The 21418-nt window shown below is 67.4% G+C and carries 20 protein-coding genes and 1 pseudogene; 11 read left to right on the forward strand and 10 right to left on the reverse strand.

What is annotated here, in order from left to right; all coding sequences use genetic code 11:
• The first annotated feature begins 6 nt into the window (after nt 1–6).
• The gene (locus tag NRB20_RS22495; protein WP_153412229.1) at nt 7–1482 is read left to right on the forward strand and encodes an aldehyde dehydrogenase family protein; all 1476 of its coding nucleotides are present in this window, start codon (nt 7–9) and stop codon (nt 1480–1482) included.
• Nucleotides 1483–1548: 66 nt separating this feature from the next.
• On the opposite strand, the gene NRB20_RS22500 is transcribed toward NRB20_RS22495, so the two are convergent.
• Nucleotides 1549–1968, reverse strand: a complete 420-nt coding sequence (locus NRB20_RS22500; RefSeq protein ID WP_153412231.1) for a helix-turn-helix domain-containing protein — start codon at nt 1966–1968, stop codon at nt 1549–1551.
• Nucleotides 1969–2134: 166 nt separating this feature from the next.
• Here NRB20_RS22500 and NRB20_RS22505 point away from each other — a divergent pair, with 166 nt between their 5' ends.
• Both NRB20_RS22505 and NRB20_RS22510 read left to right on the forward strand, forming a co-directional pair.
• Entirely contained in the window at nt 2135–4015 is a 1881-nt protein-coding gene (locus tag NRB20_RS22505; RefSeq protein ID WP_153412233.1) for a hypothetical protein, read from the forward strand.
• Between the two features lie 385 nt (nt 4016–4400).
• Nucleotides 4401–5477, forward strand: coding sequence for an XdhC family protein (locus tag NRB20_RS22510; protein ID WP_153412235.1), 1077 nt, complete (start codon nt 4401–4403; stop codon nt 5475–5477).
• A gap of 15 nt (nt 5478–5492) precedes the next feature.
• On the opposite strand, the gene NRB20_RS22515 is transcribed toward NRB20_RS22510, so the two are convergent.
• Nucleotides 5493–6059 (reverse strand): TetR/AcrR family transcriptional regulator, encoded by a 567-nt coding sequence (locus tag NRB20_RS22515; protein WP_319945271.1) that lies wholly within the window; start codon nt 6057–6059, stop codon nt 5493–5495.
• A 209-nt stretch (nt 6060–6268) separates the two neighbouring features.
• Between NRB20_RS22515 and NRB20_RS22520 the strand changes: the two genes are divergently transcribed.
• From NRB20_RS22520 to NRB20_RS38335, 7 genes are all read left to right on the forward strand, one after another.
• Nucleotides 6269–7066 (forward strand): alpha/beta fold hydrolase, encoded by a 798-nt coding sequence (locus tag NRB20_RS22520; protein WP_153412237.1) that lies wholly within the window; start codon nt 6269–6271, stop codon nt 7064–7066.
• A 44-nt stretch (nt 7067–7110) separates the two neighbouring features.
• The gene (locus tag NRB20_RS22525) at nt 7111–7866 is read left to right on the forward strand and encodes an MBL fold metallo-hydrolase (RefSeq protein ID WP_153412239.1); all 756 of its coding nucleotides are present in this window, start codon (nt 7111–7113) and stop codon (nt 7864–7866) included.
• A complete protein-coding gene (locus NRB20_RS22530) occupies nt 7863–8234 on the forward strand; it encodes a putative quinol monooxygenase (protein ID WP_319945272.1) in 372 nt (123 codons plus the stop codon). The genes NRB20_RS22525 and NRB20_RS22530 overlap by 4 nt, the downstream gene beginning before the upstream one ends.
• Before the next feature lie 69 nt (nt 8235–8303).
• The gene (locus NRB20_RS22535; protein ID WP_153412240.1) at nt 8304–8594 is read left to right on the forward strand and encodes a hypothetical protein; all 291 of its coding nucleotides are present in this window, start codon (nt 8304–8306) and stop codon (nt 8592–8594) included.
• 230 nt (nt 8595–8824) lie between these two features.
• Nucleotides 8825–9139, forward strand: coding sequence for a hypothetical protein (locus NRB20_RS22540; RefSeq protein ID WP_153412242.1), 315 nt, complete (start codon nt 8825–8827; stop codon nt 9137–9139).
• Nucleotides 9140–9233: 94 nt separating this feature from the next.
• Nucleotides 9234–12518 (forward strand): protein kinase domain-containing protein, encoded by a 3285-nt coding sequence (locus NRB20_RS22545; protein WP_319945273.1) that lies wholly within the window; start codon nt 9234–9236, stop codon nt 12516–12518.
• A 136-nt stretch (nt 12519–12654) separates the two neighbouring features.
• Nucleotides 12655–13473, forward strand: a complete 819-nt coding sequence (locus NRB20_RS38335; RefSeq protein ID WP_227833771.1) for a Zn-ribbon domain-containing OB-fold protein — start codon at nt 12655–12657, stop codon at nt 13471–13473.
• A 19-nt stretch (nt 13474–13492) separates the two neighbouring features.
• On the opposite strand, the gene NRB20_RS22560 is transcribed toward NRB20_RS38335, so the two are convergent.
• Entirely contained in the window at nt 13493–14458 is a 966-nt protein-coding gene (locus tag NRB20_RS22560) for an LLM class flavin-dependent oxidoreductase (RefSeq protein WP_153412244.1), read from the reverse strand.
• Nucleotides 14451–14804, reverse strand: a complete 354-nt coding sequence (locus NRB20_RS22565; RefSeq protein ID WP_153412246.1) for a DUF1330 domain-containing protein — start codon at nt 14802–14804, stop codon at nt 14451–14453. Before NRB20_RS22565 ends, NRB20_RS22560 begins: the two co-directional genes overlap by 8 nt.
• A gap of 145 nt (nt 14805–14949) precedes the next feature.
• Here NRB20_RS22565 and NRB20_RS22570 point away from each other — a divergent pair, with 145 nt between their 5' ends.
• Nucleotides 14950–15732 (forward strand): SDR family NAD(P)-dependent oxidoreductase, encoded by a 783-nt coding sequence (locus NRB20_RS22570; RefSeq protein ID WP_153412248.1) that lies wholly within the window; start codon nt 14950–14952, stop codon nt 15730–15732.
• 59 nt (nt 15733–15791) lie between these two features.
• On the opposite strand, the pseudogene NRB20_RS22575 reads toward NRB20_RS22570, so the two are convergent.
• The 6 genes and pseudogenes from NRB20_RS22575 to NRB20_RS22600 form a co-directional block, all read right to left on the reverse strand.
• Nucleotides 15792–16019, reverse strand: a pseudogene (locus NRB20_RS22575) (cytochrome P450); the annotation flags it as partial.
• Between the two features lies 1 nt (nt 16020).
• Complete coding sequence (locus tag NRB20_RS22580) at nt 16021–16602, reverse strand: Uma2 family endonuclease (RefSeq protein ID WP_153412261.1); 582 nt, start codon at nt 16600–16602, stop codon at nt 16021–16023.
• Between the two features lie 376 nt (nt 16603–16978).
• Complete coding sequence (locus NRB20_RS22585) at nt 16979–17914, reverse strand: cyclase family protein (RefSeq protein ID WP_153412263.1); 936 nt, start codon at nt 17912–17914, stop codon at nt 16979–16981.
• Nucleotides 17911–18852, reverse strand: a complete 942-nt coding sequence (locus tag NRB20_RS22590) for an SDR family NAD(P)-dependent oxidoreductase (RefSeq protein ID WP_153412265.1) — start codon at nt 18850–18852, stop codon at nt 17911–17913. Before NRB20_RS22590 ends, NRB20_RS22585 begins: the two co-directional genes overlap by 4 nt.
• Before the next feature lie 11 nt (nt 18853–18863).
• Nucleotides 18864–20462: a flavin-containing monooxygenase gene (locus tag NRB20_RS22595; RefSeq protein ID WP_153412267.1), complete on the reverse strand. Its 1599-nt coding sequence runs from the start codon at nt 20460–20462 to the stop codon at nt 18864–18866.
• A complete protein-coding gene (locus NRB20_RS22600; RefSeq protein ID WP_227833772.1) occupies nt 20459–21406 on the reverse strand; it encodes a hypothetical protein in 948 nt (315 codons plus the stop codon). Before NRB20_RS22600 ends, NRB20_RS22595 begins: the two co-directional genes overlap by 4 nt.
• Nucleotides 21407–21418: the final 12 nt, after the last annotated feature.

The following is a 21418-nucleotide window of genomic DNA, read 5'->3' on the forward strand; positions in this document are numbered from 1 at the left end:
GTACCGATGCCGACCACCGAACCCACCCGCGGACCCGACACAGAGCTGCCGAGCGGCCTGCTCATCGGCGGCGACCGAGTCACCCGGACCGCCGCGGGCACCCACGAACACATCTACCCCGCCACCGGACGACCGAACGCGACGATCACGCTCGCCGGTCCCGCCGAAATGGATCTGGCGGTGGCATCCGGCCGCGAAGCGCAGCGCGAGTGGATGTCGTTCACCGTCGACCGCCGCCGCGATCTGCTGATCGATCTCGCGGATGCGGTGCGCGAGAACATGATTGCGCTGTCCGGACTGAACGTGCACGACTACGCGGTGCCGACGTCGTTGTCCGTCAACACGATTCTGCTCGAGCGGTTCCTACGGCACTTCGCCGGATACGTCGACAAACCGCACGGCCACATCACCCCGGCCGCCGGATCCACCGATCTCGACCTCATCGAGCGCGAGCCGTACGGGGTCGTCGGCGTGATCGCGCCGTGGAACGGTGCGCTGGTGGTCGCCGCGTCGTGCGTCGCCCCGGCGCTGGCCGCGGGGAACGCCGTCGTATTCAAGCCGTCGGTGCTCGCGCCGATGGCGGCGTTGCGATTCGGCGAACTGTGCGTCGCGGCCGGGCTGCCGCCCGGGCTGGTCAATGTCGTCCCCGCGCACGCCGACGGCGGTGACGCGCTGGTCCGGCACCCCGGAATCCGCAAGATCCACTTCACTGGCGGCGGCGACACCGCACGCAGGATATTGACCAGTGCCGCAGTGAATCTCACGCCGGTGGTGGCCGAGCTGGGTGGCAAATCCGCCAACCTGATCTTCGCGGACGCCGACCTCGACGCGGCCGCGCAGCTCGCCGCCTATCAGGGGCCGATCGTGCAATCGGGGCAAAGCTGTGCCTGCGCGAGCCGGATTCTCGTGCACGAATCCATCTACGACGCGTTCCTGGCGAAGTTCATCCCGGTGGTGGAGGCCGCCACGATCGGTGATCCGCTCGATCCGACAGTCGTATTCGGGCCGGTGATCAGCGCGCGGGATGCCGATCGCATTGTCGGGGTGATCGATCGAGCCGTCGCGGAGCGGTCCGGCGAGCTGCTGACCGGCGGCAAGCGGCTCGGCGGCGAGCTGATCGAGGGGTACTACATCCAGCCGACCGTCTTCGGAAACGTCGACAACACATCGGATCTGGCGCGGATCGAGACGTTCGGACCCGTCGTCTCGGTGCTGAAATTCCGCGACGAGGCCGAGGCGATCCGGATCGCCAACGACTCGCCCTACGGGTTGAACGCCTTCGTGCAGACCAACGACCTCACCCGTGCGCATCGGGTCGCGCGGCAACTGGAGGCCGGATCGGTCTGGATCAACCAGATCAGCGATATGTCACCGCAAGCGCCCTACGGCGGTTACAAGCAGAGCGGTTACGGTCGCACCGGCGGACTGGATGGGCTGTATGAATTCTTGCAGGTCAAGAGCATTCGCATCGCGATGAGCTGAGCTGTCACCGATCAGTCTGCCCTGCGACATCTTTCGATACGATAGCGGCCGATACCGCTGGCGCGCTCAGTGTTCCGGCAGTAGAAGGTCGGCGAGTTCGTCCAGCAGTTCGGTCGCACGCCGGGCATCGGCCGAGTTGCCGAGCGCATCGATCAGCGCCTCACCCAGCAGAGGTTCGGTGCGGCGGGCGATCGCCTTGAACAGCACGTCGGTCGGATAGACCAGGGTGCGCCGCCGATCGGTCGCATCGACCTCGGTGGCCAACAGCGCGCGCTCGGTCAGCCGCGCGACGCACTCGGAGATGTGCCCCTGCGAGAACCCGGTCCGATCGGTGATCTCCCGCACCGAACTGCCCGGATGGTCGATCACATCGGCCATGACGGCGACCTCGCCCTCGGGAACCGGTTCGTCGGCGGAGTCGAGCCCGGCCTGACGCGCCAGCTCGATCAGATGCCTGCCCAGTCGGTGAAGTCGCCTGCCGTCCATACCGCCAGGATAGCCCCGGGATTCCATCGGTACCATTGGACTTGTCCAGATCCATCGGTACCAATGGATTTTCCGAAAACGCTCACACGGACAAGGCGGCTGGCTATCGTCTTGCGAGAACGTCATTACCCCATCGAGGGCATGCGTTATCAGAGGTAGGTGCTCCATGGGCTCTGCGGCCCGAACCCGTCCCGCCCGGCGACGGTGGCGTATCGCCGTCGTCCCGATCGCACTAGCGACGATCGGCTCGTTCCTGGCACCGGTATCAGCGGCGCCACCGTCCCCGAGCGTCATCACGGCCGACCCGTCCGAGCAGTTGCACGACAGATTCACCCTCGCCGAACTGCCCGCACCCCCGACCGCGCCGTCCACCGACGCGGGCTCGTGCACGCACACGATCAACCCGCACGACACCGGATGCCTCCGCCCGGCCTGGGGCGCACTCGGCGCGGTCGGCGCCTACTACCCGTCGAGCGACTACATGCTGATCGGCGCACAGTTCGCGGGCGCGCCGACCTCTGGCCCGACCAGCGGCTACACCGGCTCGCAGGTACTGCTCGTGCACACCGACGGCAAAACCTTCCCCAACGGCGACCCGTGGAAATGCCTGACCTGCGGTGTCGCCTATCCGGCGAATTTCGGCAGCGCCAGCGGGAACAACACCTTCACCTACCCGATCAACGGCTTCCACGACGGCAAACGCGCACTCGCCGGATCGGCCGTGATCGATTGCGGCAGTTATCAATTCGCCGATCCGCGCTGCACGCCCGCACAGCTGCGCGCCTACCCGCTGTACTGGGACAACGGCACCGGCAAACCCGGACAGCTCCGGGAAGCGCGGTTGAATCCGGACGATCGGCACATCGGTTTCAGCTATCTGATCACCTCCGCGACACAGTTCGACGAGTACTCGTTCGCGGGCACCCTCGGCTTCGATCCGGCGAACAGCCGCTACGACATCGGCGGCGTGCGCGTCCTGTACAACCCCGCTCCGGCGTATCAGCCGTACACGGTCGAATCCGGTAACCGCCTGCGCTTCAACCCGGCGGGAATGATCGGCGAATTCCGCGGCTGGACCGCCGACGGCCGATCCGCGCTCGGCATCCAGAGCTACGAGTCGGACAATATCGACGCCTGGGCCACCGACAACGTCACCGGCCGCTCGCGCCTGCTCACCCGGCACGCGATGTACACCGACCCCATGGCCGCATCCCCGGACGGCAGACATCTACTCTCCGAACAACTTCTGGGCTCGGGCCGGATGGATTTCCTCGGCGGCATGCAGGGCGTACCGCCGCTCACCGATCAGGCGGGCACCACCGGACACGTCTCGGGCCTGCACGACAATGTGAACCGCCGCTTCTTCCTGCCCCACCTGGTCGATCCGACCACCGGCCGCAGCGAACAGCTCGAACCCGACGGCAACTGGAACACCGCCGCGGATCCGGCCTGGCTCGCCGACAGCAGCGCCGCGGTCTGGGCGGAGAATCTCGCCTGCGGAGCGAATCCGACCCCGCACACCTGCGCCGATTCCACCGAACCGGGCGGCCGCAACAGCCGCGTCATGATCGCGCGTTTCCCCGGATTCGGGCCGACCCCGCCGCCGTCGGTGCCGACCGCACCCGATACGACCTGGGGTCTGCCCTATCAGCCCGGCCAGGCGATCCCGGCCCGCCCGCACCTGGCCGCCGGGAGCTACACGGTGCGGGGCTCGGCGAGCGGTACGGCCGAGGTCGTGGTCACCGAGAACTCCTCGAAATCTCTCGTGATGACTCTCGCGGTCACCTATTCCGACTTCAGCGATACCCCGGGCGTTGTGCTGAACGGCACCGAAAGCGTTGTGCGCGAATCTGATTCCGCGATCTCGGCAATGACATTGCACGAGAACCTCCGCATGACCGGACGACATCGGGGCACCAAACAAACCAGCGAACCCAACGGCTTCACCATGTCCCCGGCGTTGCTACAGAGCAACTTCCAAGTCACCGGCACCTTGACCATCACTATCGACGGCCACACTTACACTCAGCCCGCCAACGGCACATGATCACGACGCCTATCGGTCCGACGGCTACGCATGTCCACGTCGTCGGACCAGGAAGCCGTGCCCAGCCGAGTGCCCACCCATCGGCCTCGGTCGTGGCGCGTTCGGCCGCCGCCCCGGGACCCGATGGTCTCGGTTCGGTGGTACGGCCGACGTCTCCGGTCCAAGTGCCCAACCATCGGCTTCGGCCATGCCGCGTTCGGCCGCCGCCGGACCAGCCGGTCTCGATGATCTCGGTTCGGTGGTACGGCCGACGTCTCGGGTCCAGCGGAACAACGCACCGCCGACGTCCGCAATCATCTGGAACGCACTCCTACACCATCATAGAGATTGATACTCTCTAGAGTGAGAATTATATTCTCGACGCCGCGGCTCCGAGAGGTGGATCATGCGGGAATTGTGGGTCGAGCTGAGGGAATGGCACGCCCTGCGGATGACGTATGCCCTGGCGACGATCGTCGAAGTCACCGGTAGTGCGCCGCGCTCGCCTGGCGCGAGCATGGCCGTCGCCGCGAACGGGACTGTCATCGGGAGCATTTCGGGTGGTTGCGTCGAGGGTGCCGTGTACGACCTGTGCCTGGAGGTGCTCGGCTCGGGCATTCCGGCCCGAGAGACGTTCGGCTACAACGATTCCGACGCATTCACCGTCGGACTCACCTGCGGCGGCGATCTACAGGTCTTCGTGCACCGGGTCACCCCCGGGCAATACCCGGCCATCGAATCCGCACTGTCGACCACGACTCCGGCGGCGCTGATCCGCGACCTGCGAACCGGTGAGATCGGCGTCGTCGGACCACCCGACGCCCCCGGCACACCATTCGAGCACGCCGTCGCCGAGCACGCGGCGGCCATGCTCGACTCCGCCCTCACCGGCATCCGGCACATCGGCTGCGACGGCGCGCAGCACACGGTGTTCATCGAATCACTCACCACACCGCCGCGCCTGATCATCTGCGGCGCAACCGATTTCAGCGCGGCACTGTGCCGGGCCGGACGCGGACTGGGTTACCGGGTGACCCTGTGCGACGCCCGCCCGGTCTTCACCACCCGCGGCCGATTCCCCGACGCCGACGAGGTGGTCGTGGACTGGCCGCACCGCTACCTCGCCCGCACCGACACCGATACCCGCACCGCGGTGTGCGTCCTGTCGCACGACCCGAAATTCGACATCCCCGCCCTGCGCCTGGCGCTGCGGCTGCCGGTCGAATACGTGGGCGCGATGGGTTCGCGGCGCACCGACGCCGAACGCCGATCACGTTTGCGCGCAGCGGGTCTCACCGAATCCGAGCTGTCCCGCCTGCACTCCCCCATCGGCCTGCAACTGGGCGGCCGCACCCCGGACGAGGTGGCCATCGCCATCGGCGCCGAACTCGTGGCCGTGCGTCACGGCGGCTCGACGCGCCCCCTGTCCGACACCGAACAACCCATCCACACCACACCGGGCCCGCAACCCACGCCCGCGTAGCCCCGCGAAAGTCGTTCAGTCGCGCCAGGTTCCGATGCTGTCGAGCAGCCGGTCGATCAGATCGTCGGCCACAGTGCCCTGCTGCATCGTCGTGCGATAGACGATCGGCCCGACCAGCATCGCCGCCACATCCACCGCGCTGATCTCGGTCTCCAGCTCGCCGCTCGCGACCGCCGACCGGGTGGCGACCAGGATCCGTTCGATGATGGTCCGCACCGATTCGGCCTGGCGATGCGCGATGGCCGGATCCCACAGCGCCGAATGCGCCAGCGTGAGCGCCATCGCCGCGACGGCCCGCACCTCGAGTTCGTCGGCCATCTGCCGCAACTGCCGGTGCAGCCAGGTCCGGATGGGCGCGCTGGGATCCTTGAACAGCGGCAGGTCGGCGCCGCCCATCGCATCGAGCAGCAACTGGTCCGGCTGCGGCCAGTGCCGGTACGCGGTCGCCCGGCCCACCCCGGCCTCCTGCGCCACACGCTGATGAGTGATCGCCCCCGGACCCTCGCGCACCAGCAGCTGCCGGGCCGCGGCGAGCATCGCGTCCCGGCTGCGCGCCGCTCGCGGATCCGTCGAATTACTCACTGTCGCATGGTACGAGGCGCTCGCCCGCATACCGTCGCACGCCCGTGCGGCCGCGGCGGCGGCCCGCTGTCCGGCTCATGATCACCCACCTCCGAGATTCTATGAGACATGTTGACTCATAGATAGTGTCCGTGGCAGCATACAACTGTGAGACAGGATGTATCACAGTTACGGCATCCGACACGGTTCCCCCACGGACAGAAGGCATGATGAGCACTCCGATCCCCGCCGGAATCCTCCGGCCCACCCGCACCGAAACCCTTCACGTCGGCACCCCCGGCCCCATCGAGATCACCCTCGAGGACCGCGACCGCAGTCGGCCCTACCTGCTACTGCACGGCGGCGGCGGTGTCGCCACGATGACCGGCTTCGCCGATCTCCTGGCCGAACGCACCCACTCCCGCGTACTGCTGCCCATCCATCCGGGCTTCGGCGGCACCCCGAAGGCAACCGAGCTGACCGGCGTCGCCGCACTGGCGGCGGCCTACGTCGCGATGCTCGAGCAGCTCGACCTCATGGACGTCACCGTGGTCGGCAACTCCTTCGGCGGCTGGCTGGCCGCCGAGATCGCCCTGCACGAGAGCCCCCGCGTCAGCGGCGCGGTGATCATCGACGGAATCGGCATCGAGGTCCCCGGCCACCCGCTCACCGATGTCAGCGGCCTGTCGCGCGCCGAACTGCTCGCGCACTCGTACCACGATCCGCGCAAGGCACCGGTGCCGCCGAGCAATGGCGACACCGGCCCGAGCCCGGATGTGCGGGCGCTGATCGGCTACACCGGCCCGGCCATGTCCGACCCCGCCCTCGCCGAACGCCTCGGCGAGCTGGATCTGCCCGTCCACGTGCTGTGGGGCGAGAGCGACCGGATCGCCGACGCGGAATACGGCAAGGCGTACGCCGCGGCGATCCACGGTTCGACCTTCACCGTGCTGCCCCGCACCGGCCACCTGCCGCAGATCGAGACGCCCGAGGAACTGCTCGGAGCCATGCTCGACCTCGGTCAGTGACACCCCAAGACCGACGAAACCCGAAGACACCCGAGGAGATCCCCATGACCACCCCCTTGACCGTGACCCGGATCGGGCACGCCTGCCAGCTGATCGAGATCGACGGCATCCGCGTCCTCACCGATCCGTGGTTCACCCAGACCGCGACCTACTACCAGGGCGAACCGCTCGCCACGACCATCGCCGGTCTGGGGCGTATCGACGCGCTGGTGATCAGCCACGAGCACTACGACCACTGCGACCTGGACGGCCTCGTCGCCGGCGGCTTCGACCTGAACGTCCCGCTGATCGGGCCGGGCACCGTCACGAAACTGGCCCGCGAGAAGGGCTTTCGCAAGCTGCACACCATCGAGGCGTGGGAGTCGACCACCCTCGGCGGGCTCACCGTCACCGCGACGCCCGGCCAGCACGGCGTACACGAGGTCACCTTCGTCATCCAGGCCGGTGGCCGCACCGTCTTCTTCGGCGGTGACTCGCTGCGCGTCCCGGAACTGGACATCATCCCGGAGCGTTTCGGTCGCGTGGACCTGGCCATTCTGCCGACGAACGGGTTGTGCGTCCGGCCGCTGAACATGCGTCAGGTCGTCATGAACGCCCAGGAAGCCGCGGAACTGACCGCCGCCCTCGCGCCGACCATGGCGATCCCGCACCACTACGCGTTCCACAGCGGCCGGCTCGGCGACCGGATGATCACCAAGGGCGATCAGGATCCCCGCCACTACGCCGACGCGGTCGCCCGGATGGCACCCGACGTCGAGGTCCGGATGGTGCTGCCCGGAATCGCGGTGAACGTCCCGTGAGCACTCCGACCGGCACCGATCCGCGCTTCACTCCCGAGATCGGCGACGACCTGCCGCCCGGCGAACGTCCGATGATCGCCGTCGTCCGGGCGATTCCCGGACACGAGGAGCAACTCGCCGCGGCCGTGGTGATCCTGGCGGCCGCCGTCCGGCGCGAACCGGGCTGCGTCGAATTCCGCACCTTCCGCGAGGCGGCGAATCCGGGCGTCTTCCATCTCTACGAGATCTACACCGGCACCGAGGCGTTCCGCACCCACCTCACCACCGCACATGTGGCACATTTCTTCACCGAACTCGCCCGGCACAGCACGACCGACGCCAAGTCGCTGGTGCAGCTCGTCGAATTGCCCACGGCCGAAGAACACTGAGCCACAACCTGATCCGCGCCGAACGTGGTGTCATGGAAGGAGAGGTTTCCAGTCGCGGAGGGGCAGATCATGTGTGAGCAGATTTACCGGGAGCGGGCGCATCTGGTGGCGCACCTCGCCGCCATCTATCCCAGTGTGCGGGTCACCGACCCCGAGGAGCCGGATGCGCCCACCGTCGTCACCGTCTGGCTGCCGACGGGTCCGGCGGGGTGGCACATCCGGCCCGGCGATCTTCCCCTTTTCGATCACGTCCCACCGGGCGAGAACCACTACGACGGGTACAGCACCGAGGAGAAATACCGTCGGCTCGATGCGGCGACCGCGCAGCTCGCGCAGGAGCGGAACGGCCCGGCCCGCTGATTCTTTGCCATGGAATTACCGTTTCTTTCCGATGAATCGGGTAATGACGAATCGGACCATATGGAACAAGCGACCGGCAGGTTCGGTAAATAGGGTCCAATTGCCCTGTCGGTGCATGGCCCGCAACCGTTTTCCGCGCCGCGCTCGAACGCCTTCCCGCCTTCGCCACCATCGGATGCACCTATCATCTCTGGGCCCTGCACAGCACCGCGGCCGGACCGTGCGACGGCATGGCCTCGTTCGAATGCCGCGACCGAACCACCCGCGATCTGTTCACCACGGTGGGCTTCCACGAACTGGACGTCCGCTACGAACAACCCGAGACGACGAGCAGCGGCACACCGACGCCTCCGGTCCCCCTGCATCTGCTGTACAAGCCGTTCGGCCGGGTATATGAACCGCCGCTCGTTCCCCGAGCCGACTTCCTGACCGCGATCACCGAGATCTACCGAACGATCTACGAGGTCGACACCGAAACCGACAGTTCCTTCGCGCGACTGCTCGATTCGCTCGGAACCCGCGAAACGATCCCCATCACCGAGTAGCCCCATCGAGCCGTTCCCGAACTACCGGGGTCGACCGCACCCACGGGGATATCCTGAGTAAGCCTCTGGCAACCGATATTCCGTGGTGAGGCCGATGAGTTCGGGCAGTGAGATGCAGGAAGACGACGCGTTCAAGACGCAACGCGCGGTGATGCCCAAGATCGCCGAGGAGTTGCGGGCGGCCGGATTCGACGACGCCGAGGAGATCGGGCACGGCGGCTTCGGTGTGGTGTACCGCTGCACCGAGATCAGCCTCGACCGCACCGTCGCGGTGAAGATCCTGACCGCCGACCTGGACGCGGACGACCGGGCGCGATTCCTGCGCGAGCAGCGGGCGATGGCCCAGCTCACGGCGCATCCGAATATCGTCGGCGTCCTCCAGGTCGGCGTCACCGACAGCGGCCTGCCCTACCTGGTGATGCCGTATCACGCACACGGTTCGCTCGAATCGCAGCTCAGGCTGCGCGGCGTGCTGCCGGTCGAGGCGGGGCTGCGACTCGGGGTGAAGATCGCGGGCGCGCTGGAGACCGCGCATCGCGCGGGCATCCTGCATCGCGACGTGAAACCGGCGAACATCCTGCTGACCGACTACGGCGAGCCCGCACTGGCCGATTTCGGTATCGCCCAGATGACGGGCGGTTTCCGGACCACCTCCGGCACCATCGCGGGCTCCCCCGCCTACACCGCACCCGAGGTGCTGTCCGGTGATCCGCCGACTCCGGTCTCGGATGTCTACGGCCTCGGCGCGACGCTGTTCACCGCCCTGTCCGGTCATGCCGCATACGAACGTCACAGCGGCGAACAGGTGGTCGCCCAGTTCATCCGGATCACCAGCCAACCGGTCCCGGACCTGCGCGAACACGGTATGCCCGACGACGTGGCCGCGGCGATCGAGGCGGCCATGTCCCCCGATCCGCGCGACCGCCCGACGGCCGCGGCGTTCGGCGAACGACTACGCGGCAGCCAGGCTCTGCACGGCCTCGCCGCCGACGACATGGCCCTGCACACCGATCCGCTGGCCGAACCCGCGCGACGACCGCACCCGTTCGGATCGCGGCCGCCGGGCACGGCCGGTCGTCGCGGGCAGGCGCCGGTCGAGCTGACCAGCTTCATCAACCGCCGCAGCGAACTGTCCGAGATGAAGAATCTGCTGTCCACCGCGCGGCTGGTGACGCTGACCGGGATCGGCGGTGTCGGCAAGACCCGGCTGGCGCTGCGCGCGACATCGAGCCTGCGGCGCGAATTCGTCGACGGCACCTGGCTCGTCGAACTGGGTGAACTGCGCGACGCCACCCTGCTGCTGAACGTGGTCGCGGCCGCGATCGGCCTGGGCGACTGGAATTCCCAGCCACTGCGCGAGGTGCTGCTCGGCTTCTTCGGCGACCGCAGATGCCTGCTGGTCCTGGACAATTGCGAGCACGTCATCGCGGCGGTGGCCGAGTTGGCGACGACGCTGCTGCGGGTCTGCCCCGAGTTGCGGATCATCGCGACCAGCCGCGAACCGCTGGACATCCGGGGCGAGGCCGTCCTGCGCGTGCCGCCGCTGACGACCCCCGCGCCGGACTGGGAGGCGTCGTTGCGCGGGCTGCCCCGCTACGACGCGGTGTCGCTGTTCGCCGAGCGCGCCGCCCAGACGGTGGCGGGCTTCGAGATCACCGAGGCCAACAAGGCCGACATCGCCGGGATCTGCGCTCGCCTGGACGGGCTGCCGTTGGCCATCGAACTCGCCGCCGCCCGTCTGCGGGCGATGTCGCCCGACCAGATTCTCGAGCGGTTGACCGACCGATACGCGCTGTTGACCCGCAGCAGCCGCGACGCGCCCGTGCGGCAGCAGACGCTGCGGTGGAGCATCGACTGGAGTTACGAGCTGTGCACGGAGGCCGAACAGGTTCTCTGGCAACGACTTTCGGTGTTCGCGGGCGGCTTCGAACTCGATGCCGCCGAGTGGATCTGCGGCCGGGATCCGCTCGCGCAGGACACGGTGGACACGCTGGGTGCGCTGGTGGACAAGTCGATCGTCATCCGGGAGGAAACCGACGGCCTGGTCCGATTCCGATTGCTCGAGACACTTCGCGAGTACGGCGCGGACAAGTTGCGGGACAGCGGAGAGTATCCGCGGCTGCGTCGCGCCCACCGGGATTGGTTCGCGCGCATGGCATCCGACGCGGAGGCCGGCTGGCTCGGCGACCGGCAACTCGAATGGATAGAGCGCATCGAACGCGAGCAGTCGAATCTGCGTGAGGCCCTCGAATACTGCCTGACCGATCGTGACGAGGACGCGGCCGATATCGGATTGCGCACGGTCAACGCGCTGATCCTGTATTGGCAGGCGCGCGGTCGCTACGACGAGTGCGGCCGGTGGATCGACCGGATGCTGCACCATCCGGGACGCCAATCCCCGCCCGAGCGCGTCGAGGCGCTGTTCTCGGCCGGTTCGATGGCGGCCCTACAGGGCGACCTCGACTCGGCGGCGGCACTGACCGCGCAGGCGCGCACGATCGCCGACCGCACCGACGACTCCATGACCCGCGCGCTCGCCGACACCGCCGAAGCACTGTGTGCCCTGCTCCGAGGCGAATTCACGCAGGCGTTCTCGACATTGGAGGCGGCCGTCGAGGCATTCGAGTCGCTCGGCAGAACCCGGCTGCAGGTCTCCGCCGCGATCGTGTTGGGCCTGGCCTGTCAGACCGGCGGCGATCCGGAACGGGCGACGGCGAACCTGCGCCGCGCGATCGCCCTCACCGAGGCCCGCGGCGAGACGGTGCAGCGGTCGTACGCGCTGCTGGTGCTGGGCGAAGTCGCTTGGCAGCAAGGCGATCCGGACCGTTCCCGGCAAGCGCTCGAGCAGGCGCTGCGCCTGGAGTCCCGCACGCACAGCCCGGTGACCGCGTCCACGGGGATGGAATTCCTGGCCTGGATCGAGGCCGCTCAGGACCACATCGAACGCGCGGCCGTGCTGCTGGGAGCCGCCGCGGAAGTAGGGCGATCGGCGGGGATCAGCTGGATCAACACTCCGGAGCTGGTGTCCTTCCACGACCGATGCGTCCGCGCGGCGCGGCGCGAACTCGGAGATCGGGAGTTCGACCGAGCCGTCCGCGCCGGACACGCCATGACCAGGGACGCGGCGATCGCCTTCGCGCTCGGCGAGCAGCCCACCCCCGCCGACCCGCCCGCGACCACCGCACCGACGCTGACCAGACGCGAGGAACAGGTCGCGCACCTCGTCGCCGAGGGCATGACGAACAAGCAGATCGCCACGAAACTGGTGATCTCGCAACGCACCGCGCAGGGCCATGTGGAACACATTCTGACCAAACTCGGATACACCTCGCGCGCCCAGATCGCGGCGTGGATCGCCGGTCGGCACGACCAGGACTGAGCGTCCCCGGGCGACTCGCGCCCGGAAACAGGTACCTGCCCGGGCAGATCTGCCGATGTGCGGGCGAGCGCCGAGTCCGATCCTTGACCTGCACACATTCTCACCGCAAACAACCGCGAGCACCGCAGGACCTCCGATGGACCTTCCCGAACCGACCCCGGCCCGCCCCACGGGCCACGCCGCCGATCGGCACCCCGCAACGGCGCTGCGGATCAGGCGCTGCCTCGCCTGCGGAGTGCGGCTGGCCCCGGCGATCCGCACCTGCACGGCGTGCGGATCCACGGCGCTGGAATGGATGATCTCCTCCGGCGACGGCTCGATCGTGTCGTGGAAGATCGTGCATCGCCCGCTGCCCGACGCGCCCGCGGACACGTGGGAGACATCGACCATGGCGATCGTCGAACTCGACGACGGCCCGTGGATCTACACCCGGATCGAGGGCGAAGTTCCGCCGCCCTCGGACCGGCCCGTGCGGGTGCGGTTCGCACCGGAGGCGGCGCGCGATCGGTTCCCGGTGTTCACCACCCGACTGTCCACTCGGCCGAGCGGCTCTGCCTGTCCCGAGGCGGCCGGTGCGACACCGAGCCGCCGGACAACCGATCGGAGAGGAAGGAAACCGATGACCGACCCGGCCCGGGAGAAACCCCGCGACCCGATCTGGGTCCGCTCCTGCCTGCATCAGTGCGATTTCCTGGCGACATCGAGATCCCTCGACGCCGAGGCACGGGCACTGATCCGGTTCGCGATCCAGTGGGCACCGTTCGGCGGAGCCAGCGCCGAGGAATTGCTGGTGACCTTCGGCGTCACCCGGTGGCGGTTCGTGCAGGCGATCCGCGAGAATCTGCGGCCGCGGACCGGCGACAGCCGCACCGTGCGGACATTCAAACGGAATCTGCTGGACGCGTTGTCGCTGGGTTGGCAGATCTACCCGAATTCCGCGGGCGCGAACTCGTAGCCGCACCCTGCCCGCGGCCTCAGCCGCGCACCGAGGCGAACGCGCGCAACTCGCGGGCGACGTCGGGTCCGGTCGGCAGGTACAGCACCTCCCGGTAGCCCGCGGCGGACAGCGCGTCGAGTTCGCCCCGCAGGGTGTCCCGGTCGCCGACCATCGCGGTGGTGTCGATGTGGGCGAGCAGGCCGCGGTCCCGATCGGTCAGATGGGTGTGATGCCCCTCGAAGGTAAGCAGGTGGCGTTCTGCTTGCGGCGCAATGGTTTCCAGCTTCGCGCGCCACGCCGGGCCACCCGGGAGCGCGTCCACCGCGGCGGGTCCCCCGGCGGCGTAGGCGGAGTGCCAGCGAGGCATGCGGCACGGCCCTATCGCCTCGAGCACGCGCGGATCGGTCGGGGACTCACCGGGATCGAGCACGGTGCCCGCGACCATGGTGGCCGTGGGCAGACTCGGATGCACGTGACCGATGACGCCATCGGCCACCTCCGTCGCCATGGCCGCCCCACGCGGGCCGAATACGCTCAGCCACAACGGAACATCGATCGGCCGGGGCGCGGTCAGACCCGCATAGTGCAGCATTCGCGCGGGCTTTCCGTCGATGACGACCGTATCCCCGGCCAGCAACCCGCGGACCGCGCGAGTGTAGGCGGCCAGCGCGTCCAACGTCATCGGCCGCTGCCCCATCGCGAACCGGGCGGTGAAACCCGTCCCGAAACAGATGCGCAGGCGGCCGCCCGAGAGCCGGGCGACGGTCGCGATCGAGGCGGCCATCGCCATCTCGGAACGTTGCGTGGGGATCGATACCGCGGTGCCGAATCCGATCCGGGTCGTCCGCTCGGCCGCCAGCGCGAGATGGACGAACGGGTCCTCCCACAGCGGCGCGGAATCGTTGATCCACACCCGGGCATAGCCCAGCGACTCCGCCAGTACGGCCAGGTCGGCGAAGGCCGGGCCGGGCGGCAGCGCGCAGGCGAGCTGCAATTCAGTCATGCTGTGGTACTTCGAAACCCGACAGGATGACCACATTGCAGTCGGCCGCGGCCTGCCGCAGCGGCCTGGCCTCGCGGTAGCTCTCCGAGTCGTACCAGGCGTGCGCGGCCTGCACCGAGGCGAACTCCATCACCACGGTGCGGGTGCCGCGCCACGAGCCCTCCAGCACCTCCGGATTCGCGTCGACCGACAGCACGGTGACGCCGCCGTCCATCATCGAGGCGCCGGCCGCCCGCTCGTAGGCGGTCATACCCACCTGATCGTGTACGTCCTCGGTCACGATCACATATGCCTTGGCCACGGCTCGGTCCTTTCTTCGATTTCCGCAGCACGAGCGGAAATTCATGATCCTTAATTCCCCTCCCCGGCCTATGCATAGTACATGTAACGTGCATATGGCACACCAATTCGGGACGGTCCGGCCATCTCTCCGGCCCGGCACTTTCCGATCAGCAGCCACCACCGCTCGAACCGCACAGATGAGGACCGATATGGACGATTTCACCCACCGCTACGGACCGGTCGCCGTGGTCACCGGCGCTTCCTCGGGCATCGGACGCTCGCTCGCGACCCAATTGGCAACGCGCAAGCTCGATCTCGTATTGGTCGCGCGGCGACTGGATCGGCTACAGCAGCTCGCCGAGGAGTTGAGCAGCGAGCACGGCGTCGAGGTCACCGTGCACCAGGCCGACCTGGCGGATCCGGCGGCCGCGGCCGGGATCGTGGACGCGGTGGCCGGACTGGACGTCGGGCTGCTGGTCAGCAATGCGGGATTCGGGATGAAGGGGCCGTTCGAGCTCGGTGACGCGCAGACTCTCACCGATATGACGACGGTGAACTGCCACACCCCCACCCAACTCGCGCACGGGCTCGTTCCGCATCTGAAGCAGCGTGGACGCGGGGGAATCCTGTTCACCAGTTCGGTCGAGGGATTGCTCGGATGTCCTTTCTCCGCAGGCTATTCGGCGAGCAAGGCGTACGTGAACGCGCTCGGCGAGGCACTGTGGGGTGAGCTGACGCCGCTGGGCGTGGACGTGCTCACACTGTGCCCCGGCGCGACCGATACCGAGGCCCCGCGACTACTGGGTATCGACCCCGCGAGCCTGCACGACCTGATGTCGCCCGACGATGTCGCCGCCTCGGCCCTGGAACACCTGCGCCAGGGGCCGACCCACATCCCCAGCGAGCACTACCGGCGGCAGTTCGAACAACTGCTGGCCATACCGCGCGGCCAGGCACTCACGGCCATGGCCAAGGCCGTGAGTGGTGTATGAAAGACATTGCCGGGGTGAATGATTCGACATTCACCCCGGCAATGTAGTTGCGCGGCAGCTCAACTCAGCACGAAGGTCGGCGCGTACTCGTATTCACGCGCGTCGGCCGGACCGTGCGCACTCTCATCGATGCGAATGTCGTTGGTGCGCTGGAACAGTCGCTCGATCGCGACGCGCGCCTCGGCACGGGCCAGCGGCGAACCCGGACAGGTGTGGATACCGCGCCCGAATGCGATGTGCGAGCGGGCATTCGAGCGTTCCGGATCGAAGGTCGACGGATTCTCGAATTCACCCCAGGCGCTCGACGAGCGGGGTGGTATCGAGCGTCATCGAGACGGGAGCAGGCAATACGACCTCATGGCCGAACGCATAGCGGTGGACGACTTGGTATCGAGCCTCGTCAGGCTCGGCGAACACCACGACTTCCTTGGAGTCCCGGTCCACAAGGAGATAGACCGGGATGCCCGCCTGTGCGTAGGCGGCGGGTTTCTCGATGCGGTCACGCTGATTGGTGTCCGAATCGCGGGACGTCACTTCGACGGCCATCAGGACCTGTTCCGCCGGAGCCCACTCCCCGGCGCCGAGGAATGTGTCGGTCGGCGCCAGCACCCCGTCCGGCCGCGCTCGCCCCTTGCGATAGGAGCCAACCTGAAGCCCGCGGCCCTGGTGGAGCATCAGGCCACGCCCCAACGACAACACCAGCAGTAGCAGCCAGTTGACGATCCAGTCGTGGTTGCCGTCCGGCGCGGTCTTCGCCCTCAATCGCCCGTTGATCAGCTCGAGACGCACGCTATCGGTTTCCCGATCGGCGGCGCGAGCGACCGCTTCGAACTCGGCGACATCGATTCCCGGCTCATAGACAATTGCCATCGCGTGACCTCCTGGTACGGATGGTACGTCCCCGTCGGTGCCACGCCACGTCATCCTTACTCACCACGACAACCACTCACCGACTCGGCAATGCGTTCAGGTCGGTGTTCGACATCCGCATGGTCGGCGGCAGGCCACGGCCTGACCGGCACTCGAATCGGATCACCTCGTAGCTGGCCACCGTGCACACGCCGTGGCGAGACCCCTTCCGCACTGCTCGCGATGTCGTGCCGCCGCACGCTGCGACCACCGCAGCCGAGGCGGATACATGATCTTGATTGATGATACTTATATTTACATCAGCCACAGGGACCGTCAAACGGAGGGCGGCAAGGGCAGGCCGACCCGATCGGCGCGAATCGGCCTGCCCCGCGGATCACTTCAAGGCGATGGGGGTGAGTGGGGAGCCGACCGCGCCGGTCACCTTCAGGCCGGTCGCGCAGAGCATGAACTCCCACACGCCGTCCTGCTCGCAGTCCACGACCAGGTCCTCGAAGTTGAACATCTCGCCGAGCGTCAGGCCCATATCGCGGATGACGACCTGGTGGAACGGGATGATCGCGTTCTCGATCGGGCTGGGCCAGGACTCACCGGTGGAGTTGTCGATGGCCAGCGCGGCGACCTCACGGTCGTGCAACCACCGGCACATGTCGATGCACGGGCCGGGCGCGTTGCCGAGGAACCGCTCGCGATCGCCCTCGAGGAACCACTTGTAGGAACCGGTGCGCAGGCAGACGATATCGCCGGATTCGACGCGCACCCCTTGGCGCTCCTCGGCGGCGAGCACGTCCGCCTCGGTGATCTGGTACGAATCATCCAGGCGGTCAACGCCTTTCACCGCAGGGATGTCCAACAGCACACCGCGGGAGATGAGCCGATCGACCACCTTGGGGAACGAGTTGCGCGCCGCGCCGGTGAAGTTGTTCACCGCGGCGGCGGGGACGTCGTTGTAGAACTTCCCGCCGTAACCCACGTGCGCGAGGCCGTCCCACTGGGTGGCGGACTGCAAACCGGTGATGACCATGTCGTCGGCGGAGATCATGCCGTCCGGCGAGGCCGCGGTGTCCGAGGGCAGCAGCGTCATGACGTGGATCGGATTGTTGCGGAAACCCGCGCCCTTGAACGGCCCTTCGCTGTCGAAGGGCATGCCGAGATCGAACGCCTTGCCGGTGCGCACGAGTTGCGCTGCCTGGACCCGCTTTTCGGGTGTGACGAAGTTCAGCGTGCCGACCTCGTCGTCCGCACCCCAGCGGCCCCAGTTGTTCAGCTCCTTGCCGAGTTCCTGTTGGGGCCAGACCTTTTCGTCGCTCATACCGCGTCTCCTGCTCGATGTGCCATGTAGTGCCCCACGCAATCCAGGAGACTGGTGGGAATGTAGTAATCCGAACGATCCTTGATGCGAACGAGATTGGCCGCGACGTCGTCGACGGTGGTCGCGTGCGGCTCGGCCGGCAGATAGCCGTCGGTGACGCCGACGAACAGGTGCGCGAACCGCCCGCCGCCCGCGAGATACGCCTCACCGCTGACCTCGCACGCCTCGTGGGCGAGGTAGGCGACCATCGGCGCGACCAGGGCCGGATCCATGATGTCGGTGGTGTCGCGGCCCTCTTCGCGCAGCGAGTCCATACCCTCGGAGTCGCCCCCGGCCATCCGCGTCATCGCGTTGGGCGCGATGACGTTGATCCTGATGTCCCGGTCCCCGGCCGAGACGGTCATGCTCTTGGCCATGCCCAGGATCGCCGATTTGGCGATGGCGTAGCCGAGATTGTCCGGCAGCCCGAACATTCCGATCGAACTGGTGATGACGATGCGGCCGTAATTCTGCTCGACCATGTGCGGCCAGGCCGCGTGGATCGAATTGAACGCGCCCTTCACGTGAACCGCGAGATGACTCTCGATATTGTCCACATCCACCTCGGGCAGACCGGCGAACCGGACATTGCCCGCGTTGTTGACCACGATATCGATCCGCCCGAAATTATCGAGCGCGGTCTGCACCGGGGACGCGCCGCCCGCGACGGTCGAGATGTCGCTGGTGTCGGCGACCGCGGTGCCGCCCGCGTCGTTGATCTCGGTCGCAACCCGTTGTGCCGGACCGGCATCCGAGCCCGAGCCGTCCATCGAACCGCCGAAGTCGTTCACCACGACCTTGGCCCCGAGCTCACCGAGCAGCCGCGCGTACGCCCGCCCGATGCCCCGGCCCGCGCCGGTGACGACCGCGACCCGGTCGTCGAATCTGTGCTTCGTCATAATTCTTCCGCCTATCCCAGGAAGCCCTGATATTTGGATTCCAGGACCTCGCCGAGCGCTTCACGCAATTTGGGCCGACCGGCCGGATTCAGCAGGAATGCCTTCGGCTTCCCCTCGATATTGGTGCCGTAGAAATAGCTGCTGTCACCGAACGAGGAGTAGACCGACATCTCCGCGACCATCCGGTTCCACGCGTCCTCGACCTGCTCGGGCACCTCGACCGCGGTGTACTCGTGGTCGCGGGCGTACCGGATCAGCTCGTCGACGAATTGCACCTGATCGCCGCCGTAGCGCGGATTGTTGCCCGCCGCGCCGTGCGGACCCGCCGGGAAGAAGAAGTTCGGGAAACCGTGCGCCATCACACCGGCGAAGGTGTGCGGACCGTCGGACCAGTACTCCTCGAGCGCCAGACCGTCGCGGCCCCGGATGCCCATCCGGTTCAAAGCGCCTGTGCCGAAATCGAATCCGGACGCCCACACGATGATGTCGAACTCGCGCAGACCGTCGGTCGTCTCGATACCCGACTCGGTCACCCGGGTGATGGGCGTCTCGCGCAGATCCACCAGCGAGACCTTCGGATCGTTGTAGACCTCGAAGTAGTCGGTGGTGAACGGCGGACGCTTACCCGCCCAGCCGTGGTCCTTGGGGATCAGCTTCTCGGCCGTTGCCGGATCCTCGACGATCTCGCGGATCTTCCCGGACATGAACTCACACCAGTCGGCATTCGCGGTCGGGTCGTTCAGCACGTCCGCGTAGTGGCTGATCACCTTGGAGAAACCCGGACTGGTCCACATCTTCTCGTAGAAAGCGCGGCGTTCGGCCTCGGGGACGTCGAAGGCGTTGGTCTCCTGAAGCTGGTGCAGGAAGCCGCTGACGGACTCGTCGAGCGTCTCGCGCAGTTGCTCGAATCCGGACTTCAACTCCGCCTGCTGACGCGCGTCGATGGGCTCGTTGCCCAGCGGCGTGCACCAGTTGGGCGTGCGCTGGTACACCGTCAGCGACGCCACCTCACCGGCGACGGCCGGAATCACCTGCACGCCACTGGATCCGGTGCCGATCACCGCGACGCGCTTGCCGCGGAAGTCGACCGGATCGTCCGGCCACAGGCCCGTGTGATGCTGGATGCCACGGAAGTCGTTGCGGCCGGGCACATTCGGGAACACCGGAATCGACAGCACGCCGGTGGCCGCGATCAGGAATCGCGTGCGCACCTCGGTCCCGTCGCTCGCGCGCACCAACCAGGTACCCGAGGACTCGTCGAACTCCGCGGCGGTGACCCGCGCGCCGAAGGTGATGTGCTGCCGCAGATTCAGCGTGTCGACGGCGTAGTTGAAGTAGCGCTCGTTCTCGGGCTGCCCCGCGAAACGCTCCTGCCACTCCCAGCCCTTGAACAGCTCCTCGGAGAACAGGTAGCCGTAGGTGTAGCTCTCCGAATCCAGGCGCGCGCCGGGATACCGGTTCCAGTACCAGACGCCGCCGACACCGTCACCGGCCTCCAGCAGCCGGGCCGAGAATCCGGCCTCCAGCGCGCGATGGAGTTGCTCGATGCCGGTGACACCGGCACCGACGACCAGGACATCCACGTCGATGTCCGTGGAGGATTTCGTCATCGCGCACTCCGAGGGTCGCCGGGGGTCAACTGCGTGGTGAAGCCCCACGGAATGCCGAGGGCGTGCTTCGGCTCGGCGACGAGCACCGCGTCGGTCCGGGTGCGCAGGCCGATGCCCTGGGCCCGGAGGTGATCCGCGACCCGATCCAGATCGGCCACCTGCCAGGTGATCGAGTGATAGGTGTCGTTGGGCGCGTTGGTGATCCAGTCCGCGTGCGCGGCCGTGCCCGCGTCGGGCACGGCGTATTCGAAGACCGCGTCGGCCAGATGCACGTATGTGCTTCGGGCGCTGAGGATTTCATTGCGACCCTCGTGAATCACCGTGCCGCCCAGGGCATCCACGACCACCTTCAAACCGCGTTCGGGGCGGTCGGTGAGCACCGTGTGGTGCGAACACCGCACCAGGCCCAGCGGATCGTCGGCGGCGACCGGCGGCAACTCCCAGCCCTCGGCCAGCCGATGGTCGAGCGGGAACGGGATCTGCGGCAGGAATTCGTAACGCAGCCCGGCACTTTCGGGCGTGGTGAAGTAGATCGGCATGGGCGAGCCGGGCGCGGTCGGCGGATCCTCGCCGTCGGCGACCTGATCCATCTGCCCGACCATCGCGATGTCCAGGTTCCGCAGGGCGCGATAGGCCGCCACGGCGTCCTTCACGTACCAGCCGAAGCCTTTCAGATGCGGTTCGTCGACCGTGGGATAGCGCTGAATGCCGTCCAGCACATAGTTCTTCGGATCGATCGTGTCGAACAGGACGTCGTTGATCGGGGTGAACGTGGAGTAGTTGGTCGGATAGCCGGGGCTCGCCGGAGCGTTGCGGGTCATCTCGGCCATCGGGCGGCTCTTGCGGCCGAACACCCGCTCGAACCATTCCTCGGCCTCGTCGAGGCTGGGCACATGATGGCTCGGGTGATACAGCCGAGTCACCTGGGATTCGTGATCGGACATGGAGATCTCCAA

Origin of the sequence: Nocardia macrotermitis, assembly GCF_009604405.1 — a bacterium.
Classification (GTDB): Bacteria; Actinomycetota; Actinomycetes; order Mycobacteriales; family Mycobacteriaceae; genus Nocardia; species Nocardia macrotermitis.

Bases quoted from the DNA above. Each gene is read 5' to 3' on its own strand.
- NRB20_RS22495 (WP_153412229.1), top strand. From the start codon at position 7: ATGCCGACCACCGAACCCACCCGCGGACCCGACACAGAGCTGCCGAGC.
- NRB20_RS22565 (WP_153412246.1), bottom strand. From the start codon at position 14,804: ATGAATTTCCGCTCGTGCTGCGGAAATCGAAGAAAGGACCGAGCCGTG.
- NRB20_RS22505 (WP_153412233.1), top strand. From the start codon at position 2,135: ATGGGCTCTGCGGCCCGAACCCGTCCCGCCCGGCGACGGTGGCGTATC.
- NRB20_RS22520 (WP_153412237.1), top strand. From the start codon at position 6,269: ATGAGCACTCCGATCCCCGCCGGAATCCTCCGGCCCACCCGCACCGAA.
- NRB20_RS22560 (WP_153412244.1), bottom strand. From the start codon at position 14,458: ATGACTGAATTGCAGCTCGCCTGCGCGCTGCCGCCCGGCCCGGCCTTC.
- NRB20_RS22525 (WP_153412239.1), top strand. From the start codon at position 7,111: ATGACCACCCCCTTGACCGTGACCCGGATCGGGCACGCCTGCCAGCTG.
- NRB20_RS22600 (WP_227833772.1), bottom strand. From the start codon at position 21,406: ATGTCCGATCACGAATCCCAGGTGACTCGGCTGTATCACCCGAGCCAT.
- NRB20_RS22510 (WP_153412235.1), top strand. From the start codon at position 4,401: ATGCGGGAATTGTGGGTCGAGCTGAGGGAATGGCACGCCCTGCGGATG.
- NRB20_RS22500 (WP_153412231.1), bottom strand. From the start codon at position 1,968: ATGGACGGCAGGCGACTTCACCGACTGGGCAGGCATCTGATCGAGCTG.
- NRB20_RS22570 (WP_153412248.1), top strand. From the start codon at position 14,950: ATGGACGATTTCACCCACCGCTACGGACCGGTCGCCGTGGTCACCGGC.
- NRB20_RS38335 (WP_227833771.1), top strand. From the start codon at position 12,655: ATGGACCTTCCCGAACCGACCCCGGCCCGCCCCACGGGCCACGCCGCC.
- NRB20_RS22545 (WP_319945273.1), top strand. From the start codon at position 9,234: ATGAGTTCGGGCAGTGAGATGCAGGAAGACGACGCGTTCAAGACGCAA.
- NRB20_RS22585 (WP_153412263.1), bottom strand. From the start codon at position 17,914: ATGAGCGACGAAAAGGTCTGGCCCCAACAGGAACTCGGCAAGGAGCTG.
- NRB20_RS22590 (WP_153412265.1), bottom strand. From the start codon at position 18,852: ATGACGAAGCACAGATTCGACGACCGGGTCGCGGTCGTCACCGGCGCG.
- NRB20_RS22580 (WP_153412261.1), bottom strand. From the start codon at position 16,602: ATGGCAATTGTCTATGAGCCGGGAATCGATGTCGCCGAGTTCGAAGCG.
- NRB20_RS22535 (WP_153412240.1), top strand. From the start codon at position 8,304: ATGTGTGAGCAGATTTACCGGGAGCGGGCGCATCTGGTGGCGCACCTC.
- NRB20_RS22595 (WP_153412267.1), bottom strand. From the start codon at position 20,462: ATGACGAAATCCTCCACGGACATCGACGTGGATGTCCTGGTCGTCGGT.
- NRB20_RS22540 (WP_153412242.1), top strand. From the start codon at position 8,825: ATGGCCTCGTTCGAATGCCGCGACCGAACCACCCGCGATCTGTTCACC.